Raw genomic sequence first — 21,512 nt, 5'->3', positions numbered from 1 at the left:
TCAGTGCGCCACGCCGGCGGCGCCGTGTTCGTCGACCAGGGCCCCGGTGGTGAATCTGTCCAGGTTGAACGGTGCGTTGAGCGGATGCGGTTCGTCGTGGGCGATGGTGTGGGCGAAGCACCAACCCACCCCCGGGGTGGCTTTGAAGCCGCCGGTTCCCCACCCGCAGTTGATGTAGAGGCCGTCGAAGGGCGTCAGACCCATGATCGCCGAGGCGTCGGGGGTGACGTCGACGACTCCGGCCCAGGTGCGCAGCACGTGCGCGCGGGCGAACATCGGGAACAGCTCGACCGCCGCGGTCATCTCCCGTTCGATGGTGTGAAACGCCCCGTGTTGGCGGTAGGAGTTGTAGGCGTCCACTCCCGCCCCGAGCACGAGTTCGCCCTTGTGGGCCTGGTTGACGTAGACGTGGACCGAATTGGACATGACCACGGTCGGGTGCACCGGTTCCAGCAGCTCCGAGACCAGTGCCTGCAGCGGGTGGCTCTGGATCGGCAGGCGCAGCCCGAGCGTGTCGGTCAGTACCGACGTGTTGCCCGCGGCGGCCAGCGCGACCTTGCCGGCACGGATCGGCCCGCGCGTGGTCTGCACTCCGACGATCCGGTCGCCGACGCGTTCGAAGCCGGTGACGTCGCATCCCTGGATCAGGTCCACGCCCATGCGGTCCAGCGCGCGGGCGAAGCCCCACGCGACGTGGTCGTGCTTGGCGATACCGGCCCGCGGCTGCCACGTGGCCCCCAGCACGGGGTAGCGCAGGTCCGGCGAAGTGTTCAGGATCGGGCAGATCTCGGCGACCTGGGCGGGATCGAGCCATTCGGCGTCGATGCCGTTGAGCCTGTTCGCACCCGCGCGGCGCACGGCATCGCGCACCTCCTGCAGCGAGTGCGCCAGGTTCAGCACTCCGCGCTGGGAGAACAGCAGCGGGTACTCCAGCTCCTCTTCGAGGCCTTCCCACAGCTTCAGCGCGTGCTCGTACAGTCCCGCGCTTTCGTCCCAGAGGTAGTTGGACCGGATGATCGTGGTGTTGCGGGCCATGTTCCCGCCGGCGAGCCAGCCGCGTTCCAGCACGGCCATGTTGGTGATGCCGTGGTTGACCGCGAGGTAGTAGGCCGTGGCCAGGCCGTGCCCGCCGCCACCGACGATCACCACGTCGTAGGAGGGCTTCGGGTCTGCGGAGTGCCAGAGCCAATCGGGGTGCTCCGGCAGGTCGGCGCCGGGGGTGCGCGGCATCAGAGCCCTCCTGTCAGATTCGGGTGAAGACTGGCACGCAGTTGTCATCTAACTGACATATCAGATGGCTTTTAGCTTAGCAGCGCGCGTCGTGAGGTCAAGGGAGTCGCGACATCGGCTGTGCCGCCTCGCCGTGCGCTCCTGCGGCAACGGCCGGCTCCCGCGCGCACAGGACCCTCGGACCCGGAGCCGCTGCGCGGACAGCAGCAGCGCCCGCAACCTACCTCGGTTGCACCGGGGTGTTGACCACGCCACACCCACGGCTTATCTTGCTGACCAGTTGATATATCAGATGTAGATCTCAGGGATGCACTCGGACCCGGAACCCGCCACCGAGCCCGTCCGCTCGTCAGCCCGAACACCCCGCCACCGCGGCAACGCAGCCCGAAAACGCCGCCCTCGCAGCAGTCCTCGCAGCAGTCCTCGCAGGCCGCTCGTTAGGAGACCAGCATGAGCACGAGCCCTCGTGTCGTCATCATCGGAGCCGGGATCGTCGGTGCGAACCTGGCCGATGAGCTGACCGAACGCGGATGGAACCAGGTCACCGTCCTCGACCAGGGGCCGCTGCCGCTCACCGGCGGATCGACCTCGCACGCGCCCGGTTTGGTCTACCAGACCAGCGGATCGAAGACGATGACCGAGTTCGCCCAGTACACCGCCACCAAGCTCAAGAGCCTCGACGTCGACGGTGGATGGTGCTTCAACGAGGTCGGTGGGCTCGAGATCGCCACCACGCCCGAACGACTCAGCGACCTGCACCGCAAGCAGGGCTGGGCCACCTCCTGGGGAGTTCTCGGCGAGATCATCGGACCCGAGGAGTGCGCGAAACTGCACCCCCTGCTCGACCCGGAGAAGGTCCTCGGGGGCTTCTACACGCCCGCCGACGGACTGGCCAAGTCCGCTCGAGCGGTCGTCGCGCTCGCCCGCCGCGCCGAGGCACGCGGCGCCCGGTTCCACGGGTCGACGCGGGTCCTCGACATCGCGCAGCACGGCGGGCGGGTCACCGGCGTGCACACCGACCACGGCGAGGTCGCCGCCGACGTCGTCATCTCCTGCGCGGGTTTCTGGGGCCGGGCCGTCGGCGACATGGTCGGCATGAACGTGCCGCTGCTGCCGCTGGCCCACCAGTACGTGCAGACGAACCAGCTCCCCGAACTCGTCGGCCGCAACGACGAGCACATCGAGGCGCAGATGCCGATCCTGCGCCACCAGGACCAGGACCTCTACTACCGCGAGCACAACGACCGCCTCGGGATCGGCACCTACGCCCACCGCCCCATGCCGGTGCGCCCCGACGAGCTGCCGCAGCAAGACACCGCTGCCGAAACGTCCATGCCCTCGAAGCTGCCGTTCACCGCGGAGGACTTCGCCCCGTCCTGGGAGAACAGCCGGCAGCTGCTGCCCGCGCTGAACTCGGCGCAGATCGCAACCGGGTTCAACGGCGCCATGTCGTTCACCCCCGACGGAGGCCCGCTGATCGGCGAATCCCCCGACGTGGCCGGCTTCTGGATCGCCGAGGCCGTGTGGGTCACCCACTCCTCCGGCGTGGCCAGGGCTGTCGCGGAGCTGCTGGTGCACGGCCGCAGCCAAGTCGACCTGCACGGCTGCGACGTGCACCGCTTCGACGAGATCGAAACCACCCAGCAGCACGTCGAAGAAACCGCCCAGCAGAACTTCGTCGAGGTCTACGACATCAAGCACCCGCTGCAGCCCAAGCTCTCCCCGCGCGAGCTGCGGGTCAGTCCGTTCCACGCGCGGCAGAAGCAGCTCGGCGCCTTCTTCCTGGAGGCGCACGGCTGGGAGCGGCCGCACTGGTACGAAGCGAACGCCCCGCTGGTCGACGAACTGCCCACCGACTGGCAACCACCGTCGCGGGACGCCTGGTCCGCCATGTTCCACTCCCCCATCGCGGCAGTGGAAGCGTACAAGACCCGCAACGCCGTCGCCCTGTACGACATGACCTCCCTCAAGCGCCTGGAGGTCAGCGGCCCCGGCGCTCTGGAGTTCCTGGACCGACTCACCACCGGCAAAATGGACAAGTCCGTCGGTGCGGTCACCTACACCTTGATGCTCGACGAAGCCGGCGGCGTCCGCAGCGACCTCACCGTCGCCCGCCTCGGTCAGCAGTCGTTCCAAATCGGAGCCAACGGCAACCTCGACCACGACTACTTCCACCGCCAGCTCCCGGCCGACAACAGCGTGCAGGTACGCGACATCACCGGCGGCACCTGCTGCATCGGCGTGTGGGGACCGCTGGCGCGCGAGCTGGTGCAGCCGCTGAGCCGCGACGACCTCTCCCACGAGGGCCTGAAGTTCTTCCGCTGCAAACCAGCGCACATCGCGGGAATTCCGGTCACGGCGATGCGGGTGTCCTACGTCGGCGAGCTGGGTTGGGAGATCTACACCAGCGCCGAGTACGGCCAGCGACTCTGGGACGTGCTCTTCGACGCCGGTCAACCTCTCGGCGTCGTGGCCGCCGGCCGGGCCGCGTTCAACAGCCTGCGCCTGGAGAAGGGCTACCGCGCGTGGGGGGCGGACATGACCACCGAGCACAACCCCTACGAAGCAGGCCTCGGGTTCGCCGTGCGGCAGCAGAAGGACTCCTTCGTCGGTCGCGACGCCATCGCCCACCTCGACAAGGACGCGATCTCCCGCCGCCTGTCCTGCCTGACGATCAACGACGGCCACAGCGTGGTGCTCGGCTCGGAGCCGGTGTTCGTCGACGGCGCCCCCGCCGGCTACGTCACCTCTGCGGCCTTCTCCCACACGCTCGGCACGCCCATCGCCTACGCGTGGCTGCCCGCCGCGGCCACCGTCGGCACGGAAGTCGACATCCAGTACTTCGACCGCCTCGTGCGCGCCACCGTCACCGCCGAACCACTGGTCGACCCGGACATGAACCGCATCCGCCGTTGACCGGTACGACGCCCGCGCCGGCCACGAGTCCTGCCCACGTATGCGAGCGAGTTGGGAGCACCCATGACCCTCTCCGTCTTCGACCTGTTCAAGGTGGGCATCGGCCCCTCCAGTTCGCACACGGTCGGTCCGATGCGCGCGGCCTATCTCTTCGCCGCTCGGTTGCGCGCGTCGGGGGTTCTGCCCCGCGTCGCAACCGTGCGCTGCGAGCTGTTCGGCTCGCTCGGAGCGACCGGGCACGGCCACGGCAGTGTCCAAGCCGTGGTTCTCGGCCTCCGCGGTGAACAGCCCCACCTCGTGGATCCGGTCGCTGCCGAACCCGAGGTGCGGGCAACGCGCGAACGAGGGCGCATCAGCCTCTGCGGCGAACACGAGATCGCGTTCTCCGTCGACGACGACGTCGTCCTGCACCGCACGAAGCAACTCGCCTTCCACAGCAACGGCATGGTCTTCGAGGCCCACGACGACGGCGGCGCCCGGCTCGACCGTCGCGAATACTACTCCGTGGGCGGCGGTTTCGTCCTCGACGAGGACGAGACGGGCCAGTCCGCGCTGGTCGAGGACGACACCCCGGTGCCCTACCCGTTCCGCACCGGCGCAGAGCTGCTCGCGCACACCCGCGCAACCGGGATGCGCATCAGCGACATCATGCTGGCCAACGAACTCACCTGGCGCCGTGAAGACGACGTCCGGGCCGAACTGCTGAACATCTGGGCGGTGATGCAGGAATGCGTCCACCGCGGCACGCACACCAGCGGAACCCTGCCCGGCGGGCTCAAGGTGCGTCGCCGGGCGGGTGAACTGCGCGAGCACTTGGAGTCGAGCGCCGACACCACCGACGCCCTGCCCGCCATGGAGTGGGTCACCCTCTACGCCCTCGCCGTGAACGAGGAGAACGCCGCGGGCGGACGAGTGGTGACCGCACCGACCAACGGTGCTGCAGGAATCGTGCCCGCCGTTTTGCACTACGGCGAGCAGTTCCTGCCCGGCTTCGGCCCGGACGCGGCCGTGCGGTTCCTGCTCACCGCGGCGGCGATCGGCATCCTGTTCAAGGAGAACGCCTCGATCTCGGGAGCCGAGGTCGGCTGCCAGGGCGAGGTCGGCTCGGCCTGCTCGATGGCCGCGGCGGGACTCGCCGAGATCATCGGCGGCACTCCCGAACAAGCCGAGAACGCGGCCGAAATCGGCGTCGAACACAATCTCGGTCTGACCTGCGACCCCGTCGGCGGCCTCGTGCAGATCCCCTGCATCGAACGCAACGCCGTCGCGGCGGTCAAAGCGATCACCGCCGCCCGCATGGCCGTGCACGGCGACGGCAGTCACCACGTCTCCCTCGACAAAGCGATCAAGACCATGCGTGAGACGGGAGCGGACATGAAGGACAAGTACAAGGAGACCGCCCGCGGCGGACTGGCTCTCAACATCGTGGAATGCTGAGGAGAAATCCGTGACACGCTCGTTCATCCTCACCCTGAGCTGCCCGAATCGCACCGGCATCGTCCACGCCGTCAGCTCCTACCTGTACGAGCACGGCTGCGACATCGGCGAATACCAGCAGTTCGACGATCCGGTGCGCCAGCGCCTGTTCCTGCGCACGCACGTCACAGCCGCAGACGACGTCGACCTGGCGGAGATGTCGAGCGGATTCGAACCCATCGCCGCGGACTTCGAGATGAGCTTCGACTTCTGCGCCGACCGGAACGCGCGGATCCTGGTGATGGTCTCCAAGCTCGGGCACTGCCTCAACGACCTGATCTACCGCTGGCGCGCCGGCAACCTCAGCGCCGACATCGTCGCCGTGGTCTCCAACCACGAGGACCTCCGGCCCATGGCCGAGGCCGCCGGCCTGCCCTTCATCCACATCCCCGTCACGTCGGCGGACAAGGCAGCAGCCGAGACCCGGCTGTTGCAGGTCGTCGACGAGTACGACGCCGATCTCGTCGTCCTCGCACGCTACATGCAAGTCCTGTCCGAGCAGACCTGCAAGGCCCTGCACGGCAACGCGATCAACATCCACCACTCGTTCCTGCCGGGCTTCAAAGGCGCGAAACCCTACCACCAGGCCTACGACCGCGGCGTCAAACTCGTCGGCGCCACGGCGCACTACGTCACGCCGGAACTCGACGAAGGCCCGATCATCGAGCAGGAGGTGATCCGCATCGACCACACCCACGACCCGCAGGCCCTGCAGACCGTCGGGCGGGATGCCGAAGCGCTCGCGCTCTCACGCGCGGTGCGCTGGCACTGCCAACGCCGGCTGTTGCTCAACGGGCACGGCACCGTCGTTTTCCAATAGCGCACAGCCGGCCTCGTCGGCAAGATCCGGCACTCGCCCCGTTTTCGGCAACGACCTCGGCGGCACGCTGCTGTTCCGCGGCGCTGCCGTTGGGTAGCGTGTCGCACAACTCCCCTCCCCTTTCCACCCCCGCTGCTGCGGAACGCGGCCCGGCGCGTGCATCGCCGCCCGGGCCGGCGCCGCAGCAACACGTCCCCGTCTTCCCGAGCGAGGAGCACTGCTATGACGACCAGTGAACTGCCCACCTCCGCCGAGGGCCAAGACCTGCCGGAGAGCCTCCGGGAAACGCTGGCAGGCCACTACTACACCGATCCCGCGATCTTCCGGGCGGAACAGGAGTCGATCTTCGAGGCCAGTTGGTTCTGCGCTGTGCTCAGCGCGGACCTCGCCCGCCCCGGCCAGTACGAGACCGTGCAAATCGGACGCGAGAGCGTCGTCGTCGTGCGCGACCGCAACGGCGCCGTCAACGCCTACCTCAACGTGTGCCGCCACCGCGGAGCTCGGCTGTGCACGCAGGAGCAGGGCGAAGTGCGGCGCTCCTTCCAGTGCCCCTACCACGCCTGGACCTATTCCTTGGACGGAAAGCTGGTCTCCGCTCCGAACCTCACCACGATGTCGGACATCGACCGCGGCGAGTTCGGGTTGCACCGGGTGCACGTGCGCGAGTGGCTCGGCTACGTGTGGCTGTGCCTGGCCGAACAGCCACCGTCGTTCGAGGACACCGTCGTCGAAGACGTCGCCAACCGCTTGGGCACACCGGATGCGATCGTCGGTTACCAGATCGCCGAGCTCAAACTCGGCCGGCGGATCGAATACGACGTCCAGGCGAACTGGAAGCAGATCGTCGAGAACTTCATGGAGTGCTACCACTGCGCGACGATCCACCCCGAGCTGACCGAGGTCCTGCCGGAGTTCGCCGACGGCCTGGCCGCGCAGTACTTCGTGGGGCACGGCGCGGAGTTCGGCGAGGACGTCCAGGGCTTCACCGTCGACGGCTCGGCCGGTTTCGACCGCATCCCCGGGGTGGACGAGGAGCAGGACCGCCGGTACTACGCGATCACCGTCCGCCCCCAGGTCTTCATCAACCTCGTTCCCGATCACGTGGTCTTCCACCGCATGTTCCCGCTCTCGGCGCACCGGACGATCGTCCGGTGCGACTGGCTCTACCTGCCGGAGGTGGTCGACTCGGGTTCGGACATCGCGAACTCGGTGGAACTGTTCCACCGGGTCAACCAGCAGGACTTCGACGCCTGCGAGCGGTGCCAGCTCGCCATGGACTCCCGCGCCTACAAGAACGGCGGTGTCCTCGTGCCCAGCGAGCACCACATCGGCGATTTCCACGACTGGGTGCGCCAGCGCATCGCCTGATCCGCGGTTCTGCTCGCCCCGTGCGGACGGTGACGTCCGCACGGGGTTTTCCGCACGGCTGAGCCGGTGGTCGCTGCTCCACGACGGGCTTTCAGCGTCCGCACCGGCGCGGACCGCGCGGGCCCGGAGTCAACGCTGCGGACTGTCGTCGTCTCGGCCTGAACTCCGCACTGGTGGTCTGACTCCGCACTGGCGAAGAGCGCGTCAGGAGTTCGAACGGGGGTGTTCCATGGGAATTCCCTCCGCCGACAGCGGCGGGGACGGAAGTTCCGCACTGGAGGCCAGCGGAGCAGCCCCGGCCAGCGGCCGACCGGCGTGTTCCCGCAGGAAGTGGGTGCTGATGACACCGATGATTCCGGCAGCGATGAGGTAGTACCCCGGCCAGTCGAGGTTTCCGGTTGCGGTCGTCGCGGTTTCGATGATCGTCGGGGCCGTGCCGGCGAACACGGACACGGCGACGTTGAAGATCACGGCCAGGCTGGTGTAGCGGAGCATCGTGGGAAACAGGGCCGGCAGCAGCGAGGGCGAAACGGCCGCGAAGCACATCAGGGACATCCCGATGATGAGCAGTCCCGCGATTTGACCCAGCAGTCCCTCCCTGAGCAGCCACACGGCCGGCAGTCCGAGCACGATCAGCGACAGGCTGGCCGTCATGAGGATCGGTTTGCGCCCGATCCGATCGCTGAGCCGCCCCACGGACACGATCGCGCACAGCATCACGACCATGACGGCCACTTGCAGGGCGGTCGCTGTGGCTTCGCTCGTTCCGCTCTGCCCGTGGCGGGGGAGCGTCCCGGTGAGGTAGGCGGGTATGTAGTTGGTCAGCACGTAGTTGGTCACGTTCCACGCCACGATCACGCCGGCTGCCACCAGCGCCGCGGACCGGTAGCGCACGGCGATGATCTGCACCGCGCGTTTGACGGACATCGTGGCCAGCGCGGGTGAGCGCTCCATGAGCTGCCGGAACGCGGGTGTGTCCTCCAGGCGCATCCGCAGGTAGAGACCCGTGATGCCCAGCGGCAGCGCGAGCATGAACGGCAGCCGCCAGCCCCACGAGAGCAGCTCGTCCTCCGGCAGCAGCGCGATCACCGTTCCGCAGACACCGGCGCCGAGCGCGTATCCGGTCAGCGTGCAGAATTCCAGCCAGCTGCCGAAGAATCCGCGCCGCCGGTCCGGTGAGTACTCGGCAACCAGGGTCAGCGCCCCGGTGTACTCCCCGCCGGCCGAGAAGCCCTGCACCATCCGCGCGAACAACACCAGCAGCGGAGCTGCGATGCCGAACGCGCCGTAGCTGGGGACCAGTCCGAGCAGTACTGTCGCGCCCGCCATCAGCAGCACGGTGACGGACAGGACTTTGGTGCGGCCGATGCGGTCGCCGAGCCAACCGAACACGACCCCGCCGAGCGGACGCATCAGGAAGGCAGCGGCGAACGCCCCGAGGGCGTAGACCGTCGTCCACTGGCCGACGTCGGGGAAGAAGACCCGGTTCAGCACCACCACCGCCAGGTAGGAGTACAACCCGAAGTCGTACCACTCGGCGATGTTGCCCACCGACGCTGCGGCCACGGCTCGGCGAACAGTGCGCTCCTCCTGCACGACGGGCGGGGTGATGCCCCCCCACGGCCCTCCCGACTGATCGCTCATGCGGTCTCCCGATGCTGCCTGCAGCGCATCCCAACGCGGTGTCGCGATCCCAGCAGACTCAGCGCCCTTGTGACAGGGATCGACGATTGATATATCTGTGCAAGATAAGTTACCGGTCCTGCGAGGTCAACGTGCTGCTCAGCACGTCCCTCCCCGCCCCTTCGCGTCGACGGTTCGATACCACGTACGCGCTCGAGCACGCCCCGCCACGAGCGGCTGCACGCATCCGGCCCGGGTGCGGGCCGAACACGATTCTCCTGGCTGGCCACCAAATTCCATCGTTGACGACCGGGGGTCGGGGCCGCATTATGTGAGTTGCGCATTGCACTACCTAATCCGCAATATGCAACAGGAGGCGAGATGATCTTCGTGGGCGAGCTGGCTGACCTCCCGCCCGGGGAGTCGGTGCGCGTGCAAGGCGAGGTGGCGATCGCGGTGTTCAACGTGGACGGCGAGCTCTTCGCGATCGACGACACCTGCACGCACCAGGACGCGTCGCTGTCCGACGGATGGTTGGAGGGATGCGCGGTCGAATGTCCCCTGCACGCCGCCTGCTTCGACCTGCGGACAGGCCGACCCAGCGGACCGCCCGCGAAGAAACCCGTCCGCACCCACCACGTGGACCTCGCTGACGGACTGATCTACGTCCACGAGTCGGCCCCGGTCGGCGCGGAAACAGTTGCGAAAGAGGTGGGTTGATGCAAGACATCACCGTCATCGGGTCATCGCTGGCCGGCCTGGCGACCGTGCGCGCCCTGCGAGCGCACGGCTTCGAGGGACGTGTCACCGCCATCGGCGACGAGAAGCACACCGCCTACGATCGCCCGCCGCTGTCGAAGGAGTTCCTGGCCGGCACCGCATCCGAAGACGACATCCGCCTCACCGACGAGGACGACGCGGAGCTCGAGGTCGAGTGGATGCTGGGCCGCACGGCCCGTGCCCTCGACACCGAGGAGCAGGCCGTGCTGCTGGACGACGGCAACCGCATCGCCACCGACGGCGTCGTCATCGCCACCGGCGCACGGGCGCGGACGCTTCCGAGTTCGGCGCCGGCGGGAGTGCACACGCTGCGCACGCTCGATGACGCGCAAGCACTGCGCGGGGAACTCGCCCCCGGGGCACGGTTGGTGATCATCGGCGCCGGGTTCATCGGAGCCGAGATCGCCTCCACCGCAGTCGGTCTCGGCTGCGAAGTGGACATCGTCGAAAGGGCGGCAGTGCCCTTGCAGCGGGCACTGGGCACCGAGATGGGCACCGTGTGCGGCCGGCTGCACGCCCAGAACGGCGTACGGCTGCACGCGCAGACCGACATCGCCGAGCTGGTCGGCGATCCCCGCGTCACCGCTGTCCGGCTCAGCCACGGACGTGAACTGCCGGCCGACGCGGTGGTGGTCGGCATCGGTGCGCAGCCGAACGTCGAATGGCTCGAGGGATCGGGTGTCGCGCTGGACAACGGCGTTCGCACCGATGCGCGGGGCCTGACCAACGTCCCGGCCGTCGCTGCCGTCGGTGACTGCGCCAACGCGCACCGGACTTACACCGCACACCCCGTGCGACTGGAGCACTGGACCAATGCCCTGCAGCAGCCGGCAGCGGCCGTGGCAGCACTGCTCGGCACCGAACACACAGCACCCGCGCACCACGCCGTTCCCTACTTCTGGTCGGACCAGTACGGGCACAAGATCCAGTTCGCGGGGCATCGCAGCGAGGACTGCTCGGTGCGCATCGACGAGGGCGACCCCGACTCCGGCGAGTTCCTCGCGCTCTACCTCGACCACGCGGGTGAACCGGTCGGCGTCCTCGCGATCGACCGCCCCCGCTCATTCGGACGATGGCGCCGACAGCTCGCCCAGCGCATCTGACCGGGCCGTCCCGCACCGAGGTGCTGGACGCCGGCGCTTGCGCTGCTGCTGTTGGTGCCGCGGAGCTCAGCGGGCTCGCCCCGGGGAACCAACGCTCAGACCACTGCGCGGATCGCCTCCTCGAAGCCGAGCACGTGCTCGCGGGCCAACTCCTCGGCCTGCTCGGGATCGCGCGCGCCGATCGCCCGGAGCAGTCCGGAGTGCTCTCCCACGTGGAGGTCGAAACGCACCATGCGGTCCAGGAACAGGCAGAATATCCGGGTGGCCAGGTTGTCGTAGCGCACCAGGGTGTCTTCGAGGTGCGGATTGCCGGCCGCGCGGTAGATGGCGCGGTGCACGTGCAGGTCCCAGCGCATCAGTTCATCGCGGCTGAGCGAGTGCACGTCGACCGTGTCCAGCGTGTCGGCGAGTTCGGCGAACTCCGCGAGCGTCGCTGCACCGGCCGTCTCGGCAGCCCGGCGCGCTGCCAGCGGCTCCAATTGAACCCGCAACTCGGAGATGTAGGCGAGGTCGGTGATGTCCACTGCCGTGGCGAACGTGCCCCGGCGCGGGTAGGACACCACGAGGCGGTCGCTCTCGAGGCGTTTGAGCGCTTCGCGCACCGGGGTTCGACCGATATCGAGCGAGCGGGCGAGTTCCACGTCATCGATCGCCGCCATGGGAGGAATGTCGAGCATAATCAGACGATCGCGGATTTCCTCGTAGGCCTTGTCCGCCAACGAGCCGTAAACCGGTTCGCCGGCCGGTGCAGCATCCACCCCGGCCGCGACGTCGCCATCACGTGACATACTAGGAGTGTATCTGTTGACGCGCGAACGGTGGCGGGTGTACGTGGGTCGCGTCACAGCGGGCCGGCACGGGCGCGGACCCCGGTTCTGCACGCCTGCGCGAACTTCGAGCAGCGGTCGGACGGCTCGGGCGGTCGAGTCGGAGCTACGCGACGGATTCACCGCGCAGGATCGCGAGCACGGTCAGCACCGAGAGGATGCCGAAGAACACGAACGTCGCGAGCAGGACCGCCACGCGGGGCCAGCCGATGCGCAGCGGCCGCGGCAGAGCGGTGCGGTTGAGCACCACGAGCAGAGCCGAGTACAGGAACATCTGCACCCCGGCGACCGACGAGGAGATCACCACCAGCAGGAACGGTTCTTCGATGCCGAGCAGGAGGATCACGCTGCCGGAAGCGATCAGCAGCCACACCACCGCGACGTAGAGCTTGCTCTCGCTCCAGAACCGGTTGCGCGCCAGCGCGTGGATCTTGACCTGGTCTGCGATGAGACGCGCCGTGTAGTCGATGATGCCCAGGTTCGTCGACAGCAGAGCCACCATCCCGGCGAGCCAGAACGCCACGCCGAACCACGGGGCGATGTTTCGCTGCAGCGCCTGGCCTTCTTCGAAGACGAAGCCGACCTGCGAGGTGATGTACGGCCACAGCACGTATTCGCCGGAACCGAGCGCGGTTGCGAGGATGATGACGCTCGCGCCGGTGATGCGCCGCAGCCGCACGGGCTCGGGCAAGTCGTGCGCGGAAACGCCCGGCAGGTGTTTGGTCGGCAGGGTGCTCTCCGGCTGCGCGGGACGGTCGCTCATCGATCCGCCTTCCGGGTCGTGACGCGGACGCGCTGCACGCTACTGCGCGATCCAGGTCACGTCAGCACGCGTTCCAGTGAGCAGAATCCGCCGCGCACCGGCGAAACGTCGCCGCACGCATCACCCTTCGTCGCCGCGTCCGGCGATGCCCCGGCACGGTCGCGAGAACGGCTTGCAAATCGCGGCGATCGGCCGCACCGGGCGTCCGCAGCGCGGAACACCCCCCGCGCGGTAGGGTGATCAGCCCACCAGGTCCAACGCGCAGTCGCCGACGGGGAGTGCTGGGATGGTCCGCGAAACACCGTGGCCGGACAAGGTCGTGCCCGCCGATGCCGAACAGGGCCGGCGTGCCACCGAGGCGCTTTTCCGCGAGTGGCAGTGGAACGAACCGCGGCGCAGCAGCGTGCTCGACTACCTGCAGCGCTGGTACGACGCCGGCTGGAGCCCGCAGGCGGTGAAGATCGCGCTGCAGTCCACCCCGGACGGCACGCACCAGCGCCCGCGCGGGCCGGGCGAGGACGTCGAACACTTCCTCAAAGACCGCCTACGACCCTGGCACACCGACGAGGCCGACTCGGAACGCGGCTCGCGGCTGGACCCGCCCCGGCAGGGGATGGACTACCAGCAGTGGTGGGAGATCACCCGAGCCGACCGGGAACGCAGCGGCATCCGCCGCCGGCAGCAGTTGGGCCGGCAGGGGCGGCGCGCACGCGAACAGGCCCGGCGGCAGGCGGACACCGCGCGCAAGGACGCGCTCACCCGCGGTGCCGAGAAGGACGCGCGCATCGCCGAGGCGTTCACCTCCCTCGACGAGCTGCTGCGCCCCACAACGGACAGCGGGGGCGGGCCCGCTGGCGCGGCACCTTCGAGCGAACCGCAGTCCCGCTCCGGCATGGCCGCCGCCTACGCGGGCCGCCGCGCGAGCATTTCCGAGCACCCCACCATCCGGCGGATCGTGCAACGCCTCGTCGACGAGGACCGCCGCCCCGGCACTTCCGAACGGCAGGTGCTGGCCAACGCCCTGTCCGAGGCGAAGGCCCAGGCGGCGCTGGGCACGTTGGAAGCCAGCTGCGCCGACGACACCGGCGAAGTGCTCAGCGACAGCGCGCAACGCATCCTCGGCTACCTCGACCACACCGGCCAGGACGACGTGCCGTTGGACGCGCTGCTGGTGCTGCTCGACCGGCACGCCGCCCGCGGCGAGTGAGATCAGCCCAGCACTCCGACGGCGGCGTAGCTGTTGGACCGGCGGGCCTGCGCGTCGGTGACGGGAGCGTCGGGCCGCCAGGCGGCGCTGGGCACGACGCCGGGGTCGAGCAAGGTGTAGCCGGCGAAGAGCGCGGCGATCTCGTCGCGGTCGCGCAGGTGCAGTTGCGGCGTGCTGGTGTGCGCGAACACCTCCTGGGCCCCGTCGCGTTCGGCCTCGGTGAGCTCCAGGTCGGCGCTGTGCGACACGGCCAGGGCACTGCCCGGGCGGCACGCGTCGCGGTAGGTGGCCAGCAGCCCGGCCGGGTCGGTGTCGACGATGTCGAGCACCGCCACGACCAGCACCGCCACGGGCCGGGTGAAATCCAACAGCCCGGCCACGCCGGGGGCGTTCAGCACGCTCCGCGGCTCGCGCAGGTCGGCCCGGGTGACGGTGGTGCGGGTGGCGTCCTGCAGCAGGTGCCGCGCGTGGGCCACCGCGGTCGGGTCGATGTCCACATAGGCCACCCGCGCGGCGGGGTTGGCCGCCGCGGCGACGTCGTGCACGTTGCCCGCGGTGGGGATGCCGGATCCGAGGTCGAGGAACTGGTCGATGCCGCACGCGCACAGCGTGCGCACGGCGCGCAGCAGGAAGGCGCGGTTGATCTGCACCCACACCTGGTTGCCGGGGAAGGCGGCGAGCAGCTGCGCGACCGCCTCGCGGTCGACGGGCAGGTTCGCCGACCCGCCCAGCAGGTGGTCGTACATCCGGGCGATGTTCGGGGTGGAGGTGTCCACCTCGGGCAGTTGCGACGGGTCGGTCACCGGCGGTGCCTTTCTGTGCTGGGCGAGCGGGCGGCTGGGCGTGGTCTGCACCGGTGATGCTGCGGGAACCGCCGCCGCTGCGGCAACGGGCGTGGCACGGATGCGGCACAGTGGGGGGCATGCCTCGCACGACGAAGGTGGCGGATCTGACCGGTCCCGGACTGACCGACGCGTTCGGCGTCGGCGGCACGGATCTGGGCGTGCTCACCACGGCGCCGGACGGACGGTTGGTGGCCGTGTTCGGCGACACGTTCGCCCGGCCCACCGTGGGCGGCCCCGGGTGGCGCTCCCCCGTGGTGCTGTTCGCCGATCCGAGCAGCGCGTTCGGCGGGTTGCGCTGGACCGGCTCCAGCGGGGGCCGCACCGTCCGCGCCGGCCAGCTCATCAACTACCCGAAGACCGGGCTGCTGCGTCGGCCGCGGTGCTCCACGATCCTGCCCACCGACGTGATCACGCTCGGCGACACGATGTTCCTGCACGTCATGGCCTGCCGCGGCCTCGGCAACGTGCTGTTCACCGACGTGCTGGTCTCGCGCGACAACGGGGAGAGCTGGCACCGCGCCGGCGTGGAATGGCCCGGTTCGGCCTGCGGCGGGCTGTTCCAGATGCTCACCTGGGAACTGGCCGACGACGGCTACGTCTACGCCTACACCACGGGGTTCCAGCGCAACGCCGGGCTGCTGCTGCACCGCGTTCCCGCCGAGGCGCTCACCGACGGGCGGGCGTGGCAGCCGTGGGGTTTCGCCGACGGCCGGTGGGCCTGGGGAAACGCGGCGACGCTGACGCTGCCCGGCGCGCACGGCGAGCTGTGCCTGCGACGAGTGCCCGGCCCGGACGGGCAACGCCACTGGCTGCTGGTGTTCTTCGACGCCGGCGGCTACCGCATCGACGCGCTGCTGCTGGACCGGCCGAACGCGAACCTGTACGAAGCGCCGCGGGCGACCGTGCTGGCGGGCACGGCCTGGGACGGCGAGGACCACGGCACCGGCCGGGTGGCCCAGCTCTACGGCGGCTACGTCGTCCCCGGGTCCACGCTGGAGGACCTGCACCTGGTCGTCAGCCAGTGGAACACCACGACCAACTGGCCCTACCACGCGATGCAGTTCGCCACCGACGTCTCCGAACTGCTGTGACGGCGGCGCCGCGCTCGCCCCGCCCTACCGCGCTGAGCACTCGGACTCGGCGGCAGGCAGGTCCCAGGCGCGTCTGCGGATGTGCACCGGCACCTCGTCGCCGCAGGCGATGGCGGCGAACACCGCGCCGCGCGCCCGGCGCCACCACACCAGCACGCGGTAGGCGCCGACGATCAGCACGGCGACGACGGCGAGCAGCGCCACGCGGTACTGCCCGGCGGAGACCTGCACCAACACCCCGACCAGGAGCGCGGCGATGGTGGTCGCCACGAACCCGCCGACGTTGACGACGCCGGTCGACGTGCCGACCCGGTGCGTCGGGTTGTAGTCGCGGGCCAGCATGAATCCCACCGTGGACACCGGCCCGCCCAGCGACAGCAGCGCGAAGCACGGGATCAGCACCGCCAGCGGGATCGAACCGGGCCAGCTGAGCAGCACCGCCCACACCAGCAGCGCCACCAGCAGGTAGGCAACGGTCAACGGCATGCGCAGCGACGCCCTGCGCGCGATCAACCCGCCCACCGCAGGACCGCCGATCATGGAGCCGAACACGAACACCATCAGCAGGGCGCTGGCCGCGGCCGGTTCGAAGCCCTGCCCGCGCACCAGGAACGGCACGCCCCACAGCAGGGTGAGCACGTTCGGGGCGAACATCGTGGAGAAGTGCACCCAGAAACCCAACCGCGTGCCCGGTTCCCGCCAGGCACCTGCCACCTGCTGCGCGAGCGAACCGCCAGCGTGCTCCGCGGCGGGGCGCTCCGCGGTGGGGCGCGTCGCACGCGCGGCCGCCCCGTGCGGAGCGTCCCGCAGGCACAGCACCGCGACCGCGGCGAAAGCGCTCGTGCCCAGCCCCACCACCAGGAACGTGGGCGTCCAGCCCTGCCCCGCCACCGCCATCGCGAGGGGAAACGTCGCGGCGAGGTTGCCGACGTAACCCATGGCCGTGGTCAACGAGGCGATCAGCGGGTACTGCCTGCCGGAGAAGTGCGTGGCGATCAGCCGCAACACGCTCACGAACGTCAGCGCATCACCGAGGCCGAGCACACCGCGGGCGAACAGCCCCACCGGGTAGGACTGGGCCAGGGCCAGCAGCACCTGGCCGAACCCCAGCAGCAGCAGAGCTGCCGTGAGCACCCGGCGCGGACCGAAGCGATCGACGAGCACCCCGGTCGGGATCTGCATCGCCGCGTACACGCCGACCTGCAACACGGTGAACGCGGCCAGCGCCGCAGCACCCACCGCGAAGCGCTCCGCCGCGTACAGGCCCGCCACCCCGAACGAGGTCCGGTGGAACACGGCGAGCAGGTAGATCAACGCCCCGACGAACCAGATCAACCAGGAACGAGCACGCGCACGGTCCTGCTCGCGCTGCTGCGACGGCCGCGGCCGGGCCACCACTACGCCCCTCCCCCTCGATGCCACTCATGGTCCAGTAGTTATATCGACCAACCAGCCGGGAAACGTACCCGTCATCGCGGTAAGCTTGCCCACACTCGCCGGCAGCGCCCCGGCCGGCCGCGTCACTGCTGGTGGGCGGCGAGCACGTGGGCGCGAGCACCGTCGATGTGCGCGCTGATCACCTGCCGCAGCGCCGCGGCGTCCCGCGCCGCGAGGGCGTCGACCATGCGCTGGTGCTCGTCGTCGATGCGCTGCAGGTCGTGCCCGGAGCGCACCCACCGGCGGCTGTAGGGCTCGACCAGGTGCAGCAGCTGGTCGACGAACCGCAGCGTCAACCGCTGCTCGGCCAGCTCGTAAATGCGGCGGTGGAACCGGTAGTTCAACGCCGCCCGCGCGTCGGCATCGGTGCCGTGGGCGCGCATCTGATCGGCCAGCTGCTGCAGCTGCTCGCGGTCGCGGTCGCGGCACCCGCGCACGATGTCGCAGGCCAGGTTCGGTTCGAGCTGCCGGCGCAGGTCGAACAGCTCGGCGATGTCCTCGCCGCTGAGCTCGGCCACGGTCATGCCCCGCGGGTGCACCTCGATGAGCCCTTCGGCGGCCAGCGCGTGCAGCGCCTCCCGCAGCGGGATGCGGCTGACTTCCAATTCGGCGGCGAGGCGCTCCTGGATCAGCCGCGTGCCGGGCAGCAGCTGCCCGCTGCGGATCGAGGTGCGCAGCTGCTCGGCGATGGCCACGGCGCTGTTGGAGGTGTGGGCAGCACGGATCACGCCCGGGAGAATACTGGTTGAACCGGACGCAGCGTCTGTATACACTCGCTGCGCCCTATGGCGAGGGAGGTCCGGCATGGCAACCGACACCGACGTCGCAGTCCTCGGCGGCGGCATCCTCGGCCTGGCCACCGCCCGCGCGCTGCGCCGCGCCCACCCGGCCACGTCGGTCACCGTGCTGGAGAAGGAAACCCACTGGGGCGCGCACCAGTCCGGGCACAACAGCAACGTCATCCACAGCGGGCTGTACTACACCCCGGGCAGCCTCAAGGCCCGCCTGGCCCGCGCCGGCGGCGAGGAGATGATCCGCTTCTGCCGCGACCACGACGTGCCCGTGCAGCGCACCGGCAAACTCGTCGTCGCCACCCGCCCCGCGGAACTGCCGCGCATGGCCGAACTCGCCCGCCGCGGCAGGGCCAACGGCGTGCACCTGCGCCAGCTGGACCGCGCCGAGATCGCCGCACGCGAGCCGCACGTGGCCGGCATCGCCGCCCTGGCCGTCGACGACACGGCGATGACCGACTTCGGCCAGGTCTGCCGCGCACTGGCCGCCGACCTCGCCGCCAGCGGCGCCGAACTGCACCCGGCCACCACGGCCCGCGGCCTCACCCGCGCGCACGGGCGCACGGTGGTGCGCACCGACCGCGGCGAGCTGCGCGCGCGGGTGCTGGTCAACTGCACCGGGCTGCACAGCGATCGCATCGCCGCGGCCGCCGGCGCGCAGCCGTCGGTGCGGATCATGCCCTTCCGCGGCGAATACGCCGCCCTGGCTCCGCCGCGACGTGCGCTGATCACCAACCCGGTCTACCCCGTGCCCGATCCGGACCTGCCGTTCCTCGGCGTGCACATCACCCCGATGCTCGACGGCGCGGTGCACGTGGGGCCGAACGCGGTGCCCGCGTTGGCGCGGCAGGGCTACCGCTGGCGCGACGTCGACCCGTGCCTGGTCGGCGAGCTGTTGCGCGACCCCGCGCTGCGCGGACTGGCCCGCCGGTACTGGCGCTCCGGCCTGGCCGAGGCCGCCCGGTCGCTGCTGCGGCCGCTGTTCGCGCGCGAGGCCCGCCGGCTGCTACCGGCACTGTCCACGCAGGACCTGCGTCCGCACGGCGCGGGCGTGCGGGCGCAGGCGATCACCCCCGACGGGCGGCTCGTCGACGACTTCGTCCTCGACCGCTCGCCCGGCGCGGTGCACGTGCTCAACGCCCCGTCGCCGGCGGCCACGGCCAGCCTGCCCATCGGCCGGCGCATCGCCGCCGACGCCTGCGAACAACTCGACCTGCCCGACGTGGCGCGCGCGCTGCGCGCCAATTGACCACCGTCACCGCCCGGCAACGCCCCGCCATCCCCCGTTTCCTGCTCCGTTCTCCTTCAACGACGAATCGAGGACTGCCATGAGCACACCGCAGCAGCCCGCAGCGCAGCCCGCGGCCCTCGACCCGCCGATCGGGTGGCGCGCCAAGGCCAAGCAGATCGGCCCGGGGATCGTGGCCGCGGCCACCGGCGTCGGCGCCGGCGACCTGGTGGCCTCGATGGTCGCCGGCTCGCAGTACGGCTACACGCTGCTGTGGGCGGTCGTGCTGGGCACCGTGTTCAAACTCGCCCTCGGCGAGGCCGTCGGCCGGTGGCACCTGGCTTCGAACCGCACCATGCTGTCCGGCTGGCGCACCCTCGGCCGGTGGGCCACCGGCTTCTTCGGCGTCTACATCGTCATCTGGGGATTCGTCTACGGCGCCACGGCCATGTCGGCCTCCGCGCTGCCGTTGAACGCGCTGTTCCCCGCGCTGTCGGTGCGCTCGTGGGCGGTGCTGTGCGGACTGGCCGGGCTCGGGCTCGTCTGGTTCGGCCGCTACGCCCTGCTCGAACGGGTCATGACCGTGCTGGTCGGTGTCATGTTCGTCACCGTCGTCGGCACCGCCGTGCTCGTGACCCCGAACCTGACGCTGCTGGCCGGCGGGCTGGTGCCTTCGCTGCCGGACGGGTCGCTGGCCTACGTCCTCGGCCTCATCGGCGGCGTGGGCGGCACGATCACCATGGCCGCCTACGGATACTGGACGCTGGCCAAGGGCTGGCGCTCGCCTCGCTGGCTGCCGTTCATGCGGCTGGACAACGCCCTCGGCTACACGGTGATGGGCGTCTTCGTCGTCGCCATGTTGATCATCGCCTCCGAACTGCTGCTGGGACAACCCGTCGTCGACGGCGACGAAGGGCTGCTGCAGCTGGGCGAACGGCTGGCCACCGACTACGGGCAGTGGGCGCGGCTGCCGTTCCTCGTGGGCTTCTTCGCCGTGACGATGAGCTCGCTCATCGGCGTGTGGAACGGGGTGAGCCTGCTGTTCGCCGACTGGTGGCGCACCTGGCGCATGCCCCGGCAAGCCCCCGCCGAGACCGCCGACTCCTACGCGGAGCAGGCCGGTGAGCACAGCCGCCCGTTCCGGCTGTACCTGCTGTGGCTGACGTTTCCGCCGATGGCGCTGCTGTTCTTGGACAAGCCGTTCCAGGTGACCATCATCTACGGCGTGCTCGGCTCGCTGTTCATGCCGTTCCTGTCCGGAACGCTGCTGGTGCTGCTCAACTCCCGGCTCATGCCCGCCGCGCACCGCTCGCGGTGGCTGTCCAACGCGGTGCTGGGGCTGTGCCTGGTGCTGTTCGCCGTGCTCGCCGTCAACGAGATCGCCGGCTACGTGGTGTAGATGCGCACGGCACCGGTTTCGTCGTCGGCTGGCGCACTCCCGCGAACCCGAGCACCGCGCCGGCGGCGTCCCCGATCACTTCGTACCCGAAGCCGTGGCGCTGCCAGTGCTGCATCCACTCGGCGAGTCGTGTGCGGCTGGCCGCCTCGTCGTCGGGTCCGGCCGGGTTGTGGACGTTGGTTCGCGGGTCGCCGTGCACCCGGAGCACCTCGCTCAGGTCGGCAGCAATCGGCCGGCGGAAGAAGAACTGGGCGGTCATGCCCGAACCGTGCTGATGGGCCCTGACAGTCCTGGTCGACTGGACGGGGGCGCAGAAGTAGGCACCTCCGCCGGGAGCGACAACGCCCCGGCAGTCCGGCCGTCTCACCGAACGACACGCGCGAGGTTCCCGCCCCGGAGCGGGAATTGGCGGATATCTGCCTCACCGCAACCGAGCAACAACGAGTCGACGCCGTCTTCCGCGATGTCGCCGAAGCGCAGGCGTGCGGACGAAGCGGGCTGAGGCGCCTTCCCGTCCACGGGCCACAGCGCCGGCAGTGCTGCGGGATCGCCACTCGCCAAGGCCCCTGGTCGAGAATCTCGTGCAGCTTTGCAGGTTCACACGCCGA

18 protein-coding genes are annotated in these 21,512 nt (G+C 69.9%); 10 read left to right on the top strand and 8 right to left on the bottom strand.

Annotated features, from left to right (window positions below; all coding sequences use genetic code 11):
• Positions 1–1,233: a sarcosine oxidase subunit beta family protein gene (locus ACVGV2_RS09800; RefSeq protein ID WP_459165941.1), complete on the bottom strand. Its 1,233-nt coding sequence runs from the start codon at positions 1,231–1,233 to the stop codon at positions 1–3.
• A gap of 447 nt (positions 1,234–1,680) precedes the next feature.
• Here ACVGV2_RS09800 and ACVGV2_RS09795 point away from each other — a divergent pair, with 447 nt between their 5' ends.
• The 4 genes from ACVGV2_RS09795 (at position 1,681) to ACVGV2_RS09780 (ending at position 7,810) form a co-directional block, all read left to right on the top strand.
• A complete protein-coding gene (locus ACVGV2_RS09795; protein ID WP_459165740.1) occupies positions 1,681–4,146 on the top strand; it encodes a GcvT family protein in 2,466 nt (821 codons plus the stop codon).
• Between the two features lie 63 nt (positions 4,147–4,209).
• Positions 4,210–5,583, top strand: a complete 1,374-nt coding sequence (locus ACVGV2_RS09790) for an L-serine ammonia-lyase (RefSeq protein WP_459165739.1) — start codon at positions 4,210–4,212, stop codon at positions 5,581–5,583.
• Positions 5,584–5,593: 10 nt separating this feature from the next.
• Positions 5,594–6,442 (top strand): formyltetrahydrofolate deformylase, encoded by an 849-nt coding sequence (purU, locus tag ACVGV2_RS09785; RefSeq protein WP_459165738.1) that lies wholly within the window; start codon positions 5,594–5,596, stop codon positions 6,440–6,442.
• Positions 6,443–6,664: 222 nt separating this feature from the next.
• Positions 6,665–7,810: an aromatic ring-hydroxylating oxygenase subunit alpha gene (locus ACVGV2_RS09780; RefSeq protein WP_459165737.1), complete on the top strand. Its 1,146-nt coding sequence runs from the start codon at positions 6,665–6,667 to the stop codon at positions 7,808–7,810.
• 204 nt (positions 7,811–8,014) lie between these two features.
• Here ACVGV2_RS09780 and ACVGV2_RS09775 read toward each other — a convergent pair whose 3' ends face one another.
• Complete coding sequence (locus tag ACVGV2_RS09775) at positions 8,015–9,454, bottom strand: MFS transporter (RefSeq protein ID WP_459165736.1); 1,440 nt, start codon at positions 9,452–9,454, stop codon at positions 8,015–8,017.
• Between the two features lie 360 nt (positions 9,455–9,814).
• On the opposite strand from ACVGV2_RS09775, the gene ACVGV2_RS09770 reads away from it, so the two are divergent.
• Both ACVGV2_RS09770 and ACVGV2_RS09765 read left to right on the top strand, forming a co-directional pair.
• On the top strand, positions 9,815–10,153 hold the full coding sequence (locus ACVGV2_RS09770; RefSeq protein WP_459165735.1) for a bifunctional 3-phenylpropionate/cinnamic acid dioxygenase ferredoxin subunit: 339 nt from the start codon (positions 9,815–9,817) through the stop codon (positions 10,151–10,153).
• The gene (locus ACVGV2_RS09765; protein WP_459165734.1) at positions 10,153–11,316 is read left to right on the top strand and encodes an NAD(P)/FAD-dependent oxidoreductase; all 1,164 of its coding nucleotides are present in this window, start codon (positions 10,153–10,155) and stop codon (positions 11,314–11,316) included. The genes ACVGV2_RS09770 and ACVGV2_RS09765 overlap by 1 nt, the downstream gene beginning before the upstream one ends.
• A gap of 95 nt (positions 11,317–11,411) precedes the next feature.
• Here the strand turns inward: ACVGV2_RS09765 and ACVGV2_RS09760 are convergent, their stop codons facing one another.
• On the bottom strand, positions 11,412–12,104 hold the full coding sequence (locus ACVGV2_RS09760) for a GntR family transcriptional regulator (RefSeq protein ID WP_459165733.1): 693 nt from the start codon (positions 12,102–12,104) through the stop codon (positions 11,412–11,414).
• Between the two features lie 145 nt (positions 12,105–12,249).
• Entirely contained in the window at positions 12,250–12,906 is a 657-nt protein-coding gene (locus tag ACVGV2_RS09755; protein ID WP_459165732.1) for an Nramp family divalent metal transporter, read from the bottom strand.
• 286 nt (positions 12,907–13,192) lie between these two features.
• Here ACVGV2_RS09755 and ACVGV2_RS09750 point away from each other — a divergent pair, with 286 nt between their 5' ends.
• Positions 13,193–14,113: a hypothetical protein gene (locus tag ACVGV2_RS09750; protein ID WP_459165731.1), complete on the top strand. Its 921-nt coding sequence runs from the start codon at positions 13,193–13,195 to the stop codon at positions 14,111–14,113.
• Between the two features lie 2 nt (positions 14,114–14,115).
• Here ACVGV2_RS09750 and ACVGV2_RS09745 read toward each other — a convergent pair whose 3' ends face one another.
• Complete coding sequence (locus ACVGV2_RS09745; RefSeq protein ID WP_459165730.1) at positions 14,116–14,916, bottom strand: SAM-dependent methyltransferase; 801 nt, start codon at positions 14,914–14,916, stop codon at positions 14,116–14,118.
• 119 nt (positions 14,917–15,035) lie between these two features.
• On the opposite strand from ACVGV2_RS09745, the gene ACVGV2_RS09740 reads away from it, so the two are divergent.
• On the top strand, positions 15,036–16,049 hold the full coding sequence (locus tag ACVGV2_RS09740) for a DUF4185 domain-containing protein (protein WP_459165729.1): 1,014 nt from the start codon (positions 15,036–15,038) through the stop codon (positions 16,047–16,049).
• Between the two features lie 24 nt (positions 16,050–16,073).
• Here ACVGV2_RS09740 and ACVGV2_RS09735 read toward each other — a convergent pair whose 3' ends face one another.
• The gene (locus ACVGV2_RS09735) at positions 16,074–17,444 is read right to left on the bottom strand and encodes an MFS transporter (protein ID WP_459165728.1); all 1,371 of its coding nucleotides are present in this window, start codon (positions 17,442–17,444) and stop codon (positions 16,074–16,076) included.
• 125 nt (positions 17,445–17,569) lie between these two features.
• Positions 17,570–18,214 (bottom strand): GntR family transcriptional regulator, encoded by a 645-nt coding sequence (locus ACVGV2_RS09730; protein ID WP_459165727.1) that lies wholly within the window; start codon positions 18,212–18,214, stop codon positions 17,570–17,572.
• A 76-nt stretch (positions 18,215–18,290) separates the two neighbouring features.
• On the opposite strand from ACVGV2_RS09730, the gene lhgO reads away from it, so the two are divergent.
• Together lhgO and ACVGV2_RS09720 are read left to right on the top strand one after the other, a co-directional pair.
• Positions 18,291–19,526 (top strand): L-2-hydroxyglutarate oxidase, encoded by a 1,236-nt coding sequence (lhgO, locus tag ACVGV2_RS09725; RefSeq protein ID WP_459165726.1) that lies wholly within the window; start codon positions 18,291–18,293, stop codon positions 19,524–19,526.
• Between the two features lie 79 nt (positions 19,527–19,605).
• Positions 19,606–20,904 carry an Nramp family divalent metal transporter gene (locus ACVGV2_RS09720; protein WP_459165725.1) on the top strand — a complete coding sequence of 433 codons (1,299 nt, stop codon included), beginning with the start codon at positions 19,606–19,608 and terminating at the stop codon, positions 20,902–20,904.
• Here the strand turns inward: ACVGV2_RS09720 and ACVGV2_RS09715 are convergent.
• Positions 20,876–21,163, bottom strand: a complete 288-nt coding sequence (locus ACVGV2_RS09715) for a GNAT family N-acetyltransferase (protein WP_459165724.1) — start codon at positions 21,161–21,163, stop codon at positions 20,876–20,878. The genes ACVGV2_RS09720 and ACVGV2_RS09715 overlap by 29 nt on opposite strands.
• Positions 21,164–21,512: the final 349 nt, after the last annotated feature.

It is taken from the genome of Bounagaea algeriensis (genome assembly GCF_054491375.1).
This window is presented reverse-complemented; position numbering and strand designations above follow the sequence as displayed.

Excerpts from the sequence above, each read along its gene's own strand:
- ACVGV2_RS09795 (WP_459165740.1), top strand. The coding sequence starts at position 1,681 with ATGAGCACGAGCCCTCGTGTCGTCATCATCGGAGCCGGGATCGTCGGT.
- ACVGV2_RS09790 (WP_459165739.1), top strand. The coding sequence starts at position 4,210 with ATGACCCTCTCCGTCTTCGACCTGTTCAAGGTGGGCATCGGCCCCTCC.
- ACVGV2_RS09780 (WP_459165737.1), top strand. The coding sequence starts at position 6,665 with ATGACGACCAGTGAACTGCCCACCTCCGCCGAGGGCCAAGACCTGCCG.
- ACVGV2_RS09775 (WP_459165736.1), bottom strand. The coding sequence starts at position 9,454 with ATGAGCGATCAGTCGGGAGGGCCGTGGGGGGGCATCACCCCGCCCGTC.
- ACVGV2_RS09770 (WP_459165735.1), top strand. The coding sequence starts at position 9,815 with ATGATCTTCGTGGGCGAGCTGGCTGACCTCCCGCCCGGGGAGTCGGTG.
- ACVGV2_RS09765 (WP_459165734.1), top strand. The coding sequence starts at position 10,153 with ATGCAAGACATCACCGTCATCGGGTCATCGCTGGCCGGCCTGGCGACC.
- ACVGV2_RS09760 (WP_459165733.1), bottom strand. The coding sequence starts at position 12,104 with ATGTCACGTGATGGCGACGTCGCGGCCGGGGTGGATGCTGCACCGGCC.
- ACVGV2_RS09755 (WP_459165732.1), bottom strand. The coding sequence starts at position 12,906 with ATGAGCGACCGTCCCGCGCAGCCGGAGAGCACCCTGCCGACCAAACAC.
- ACVGV2_RS09750 (WP_459165731.1), top strand. The coding sequence starts at position 13,193 with ATGGTCCGCGAAACACCGTGGCCGGACAAGGTCGTGCCCGCCGATGCC.
- ACVGV2_RS09740 (WP_459165729.1), top strand. The coding sequence starts at position 15,036 with ATGCCTCGCACGACGAAGGTGGCGGATCTGACCGGTCCCGGACTGACC.
- lhgO (WP_459165726.1), top strand. The coding sequence starts at position 18,291 with ATGGCAACCGACACCGACGTCGCAGTCCTCGGCGGCGGCATCCTCGGC.
- ACVGV2_RS09720 (WP_459165725.1), top strand. The coding sequence starts at position 19,606 with ATGAGCACACCGCAGCAGCCCGCAGCGCAGCCCGCGGCCCTCGACCCG.
- ACVGV2_RS09715 (WP_459165724.1), bottom strand. The coding sequence starts at position 21,163 with ATGACCGCCCAGTTCTTCTTCCGCCGGCCGATTGCTGCCGACCTGAGC.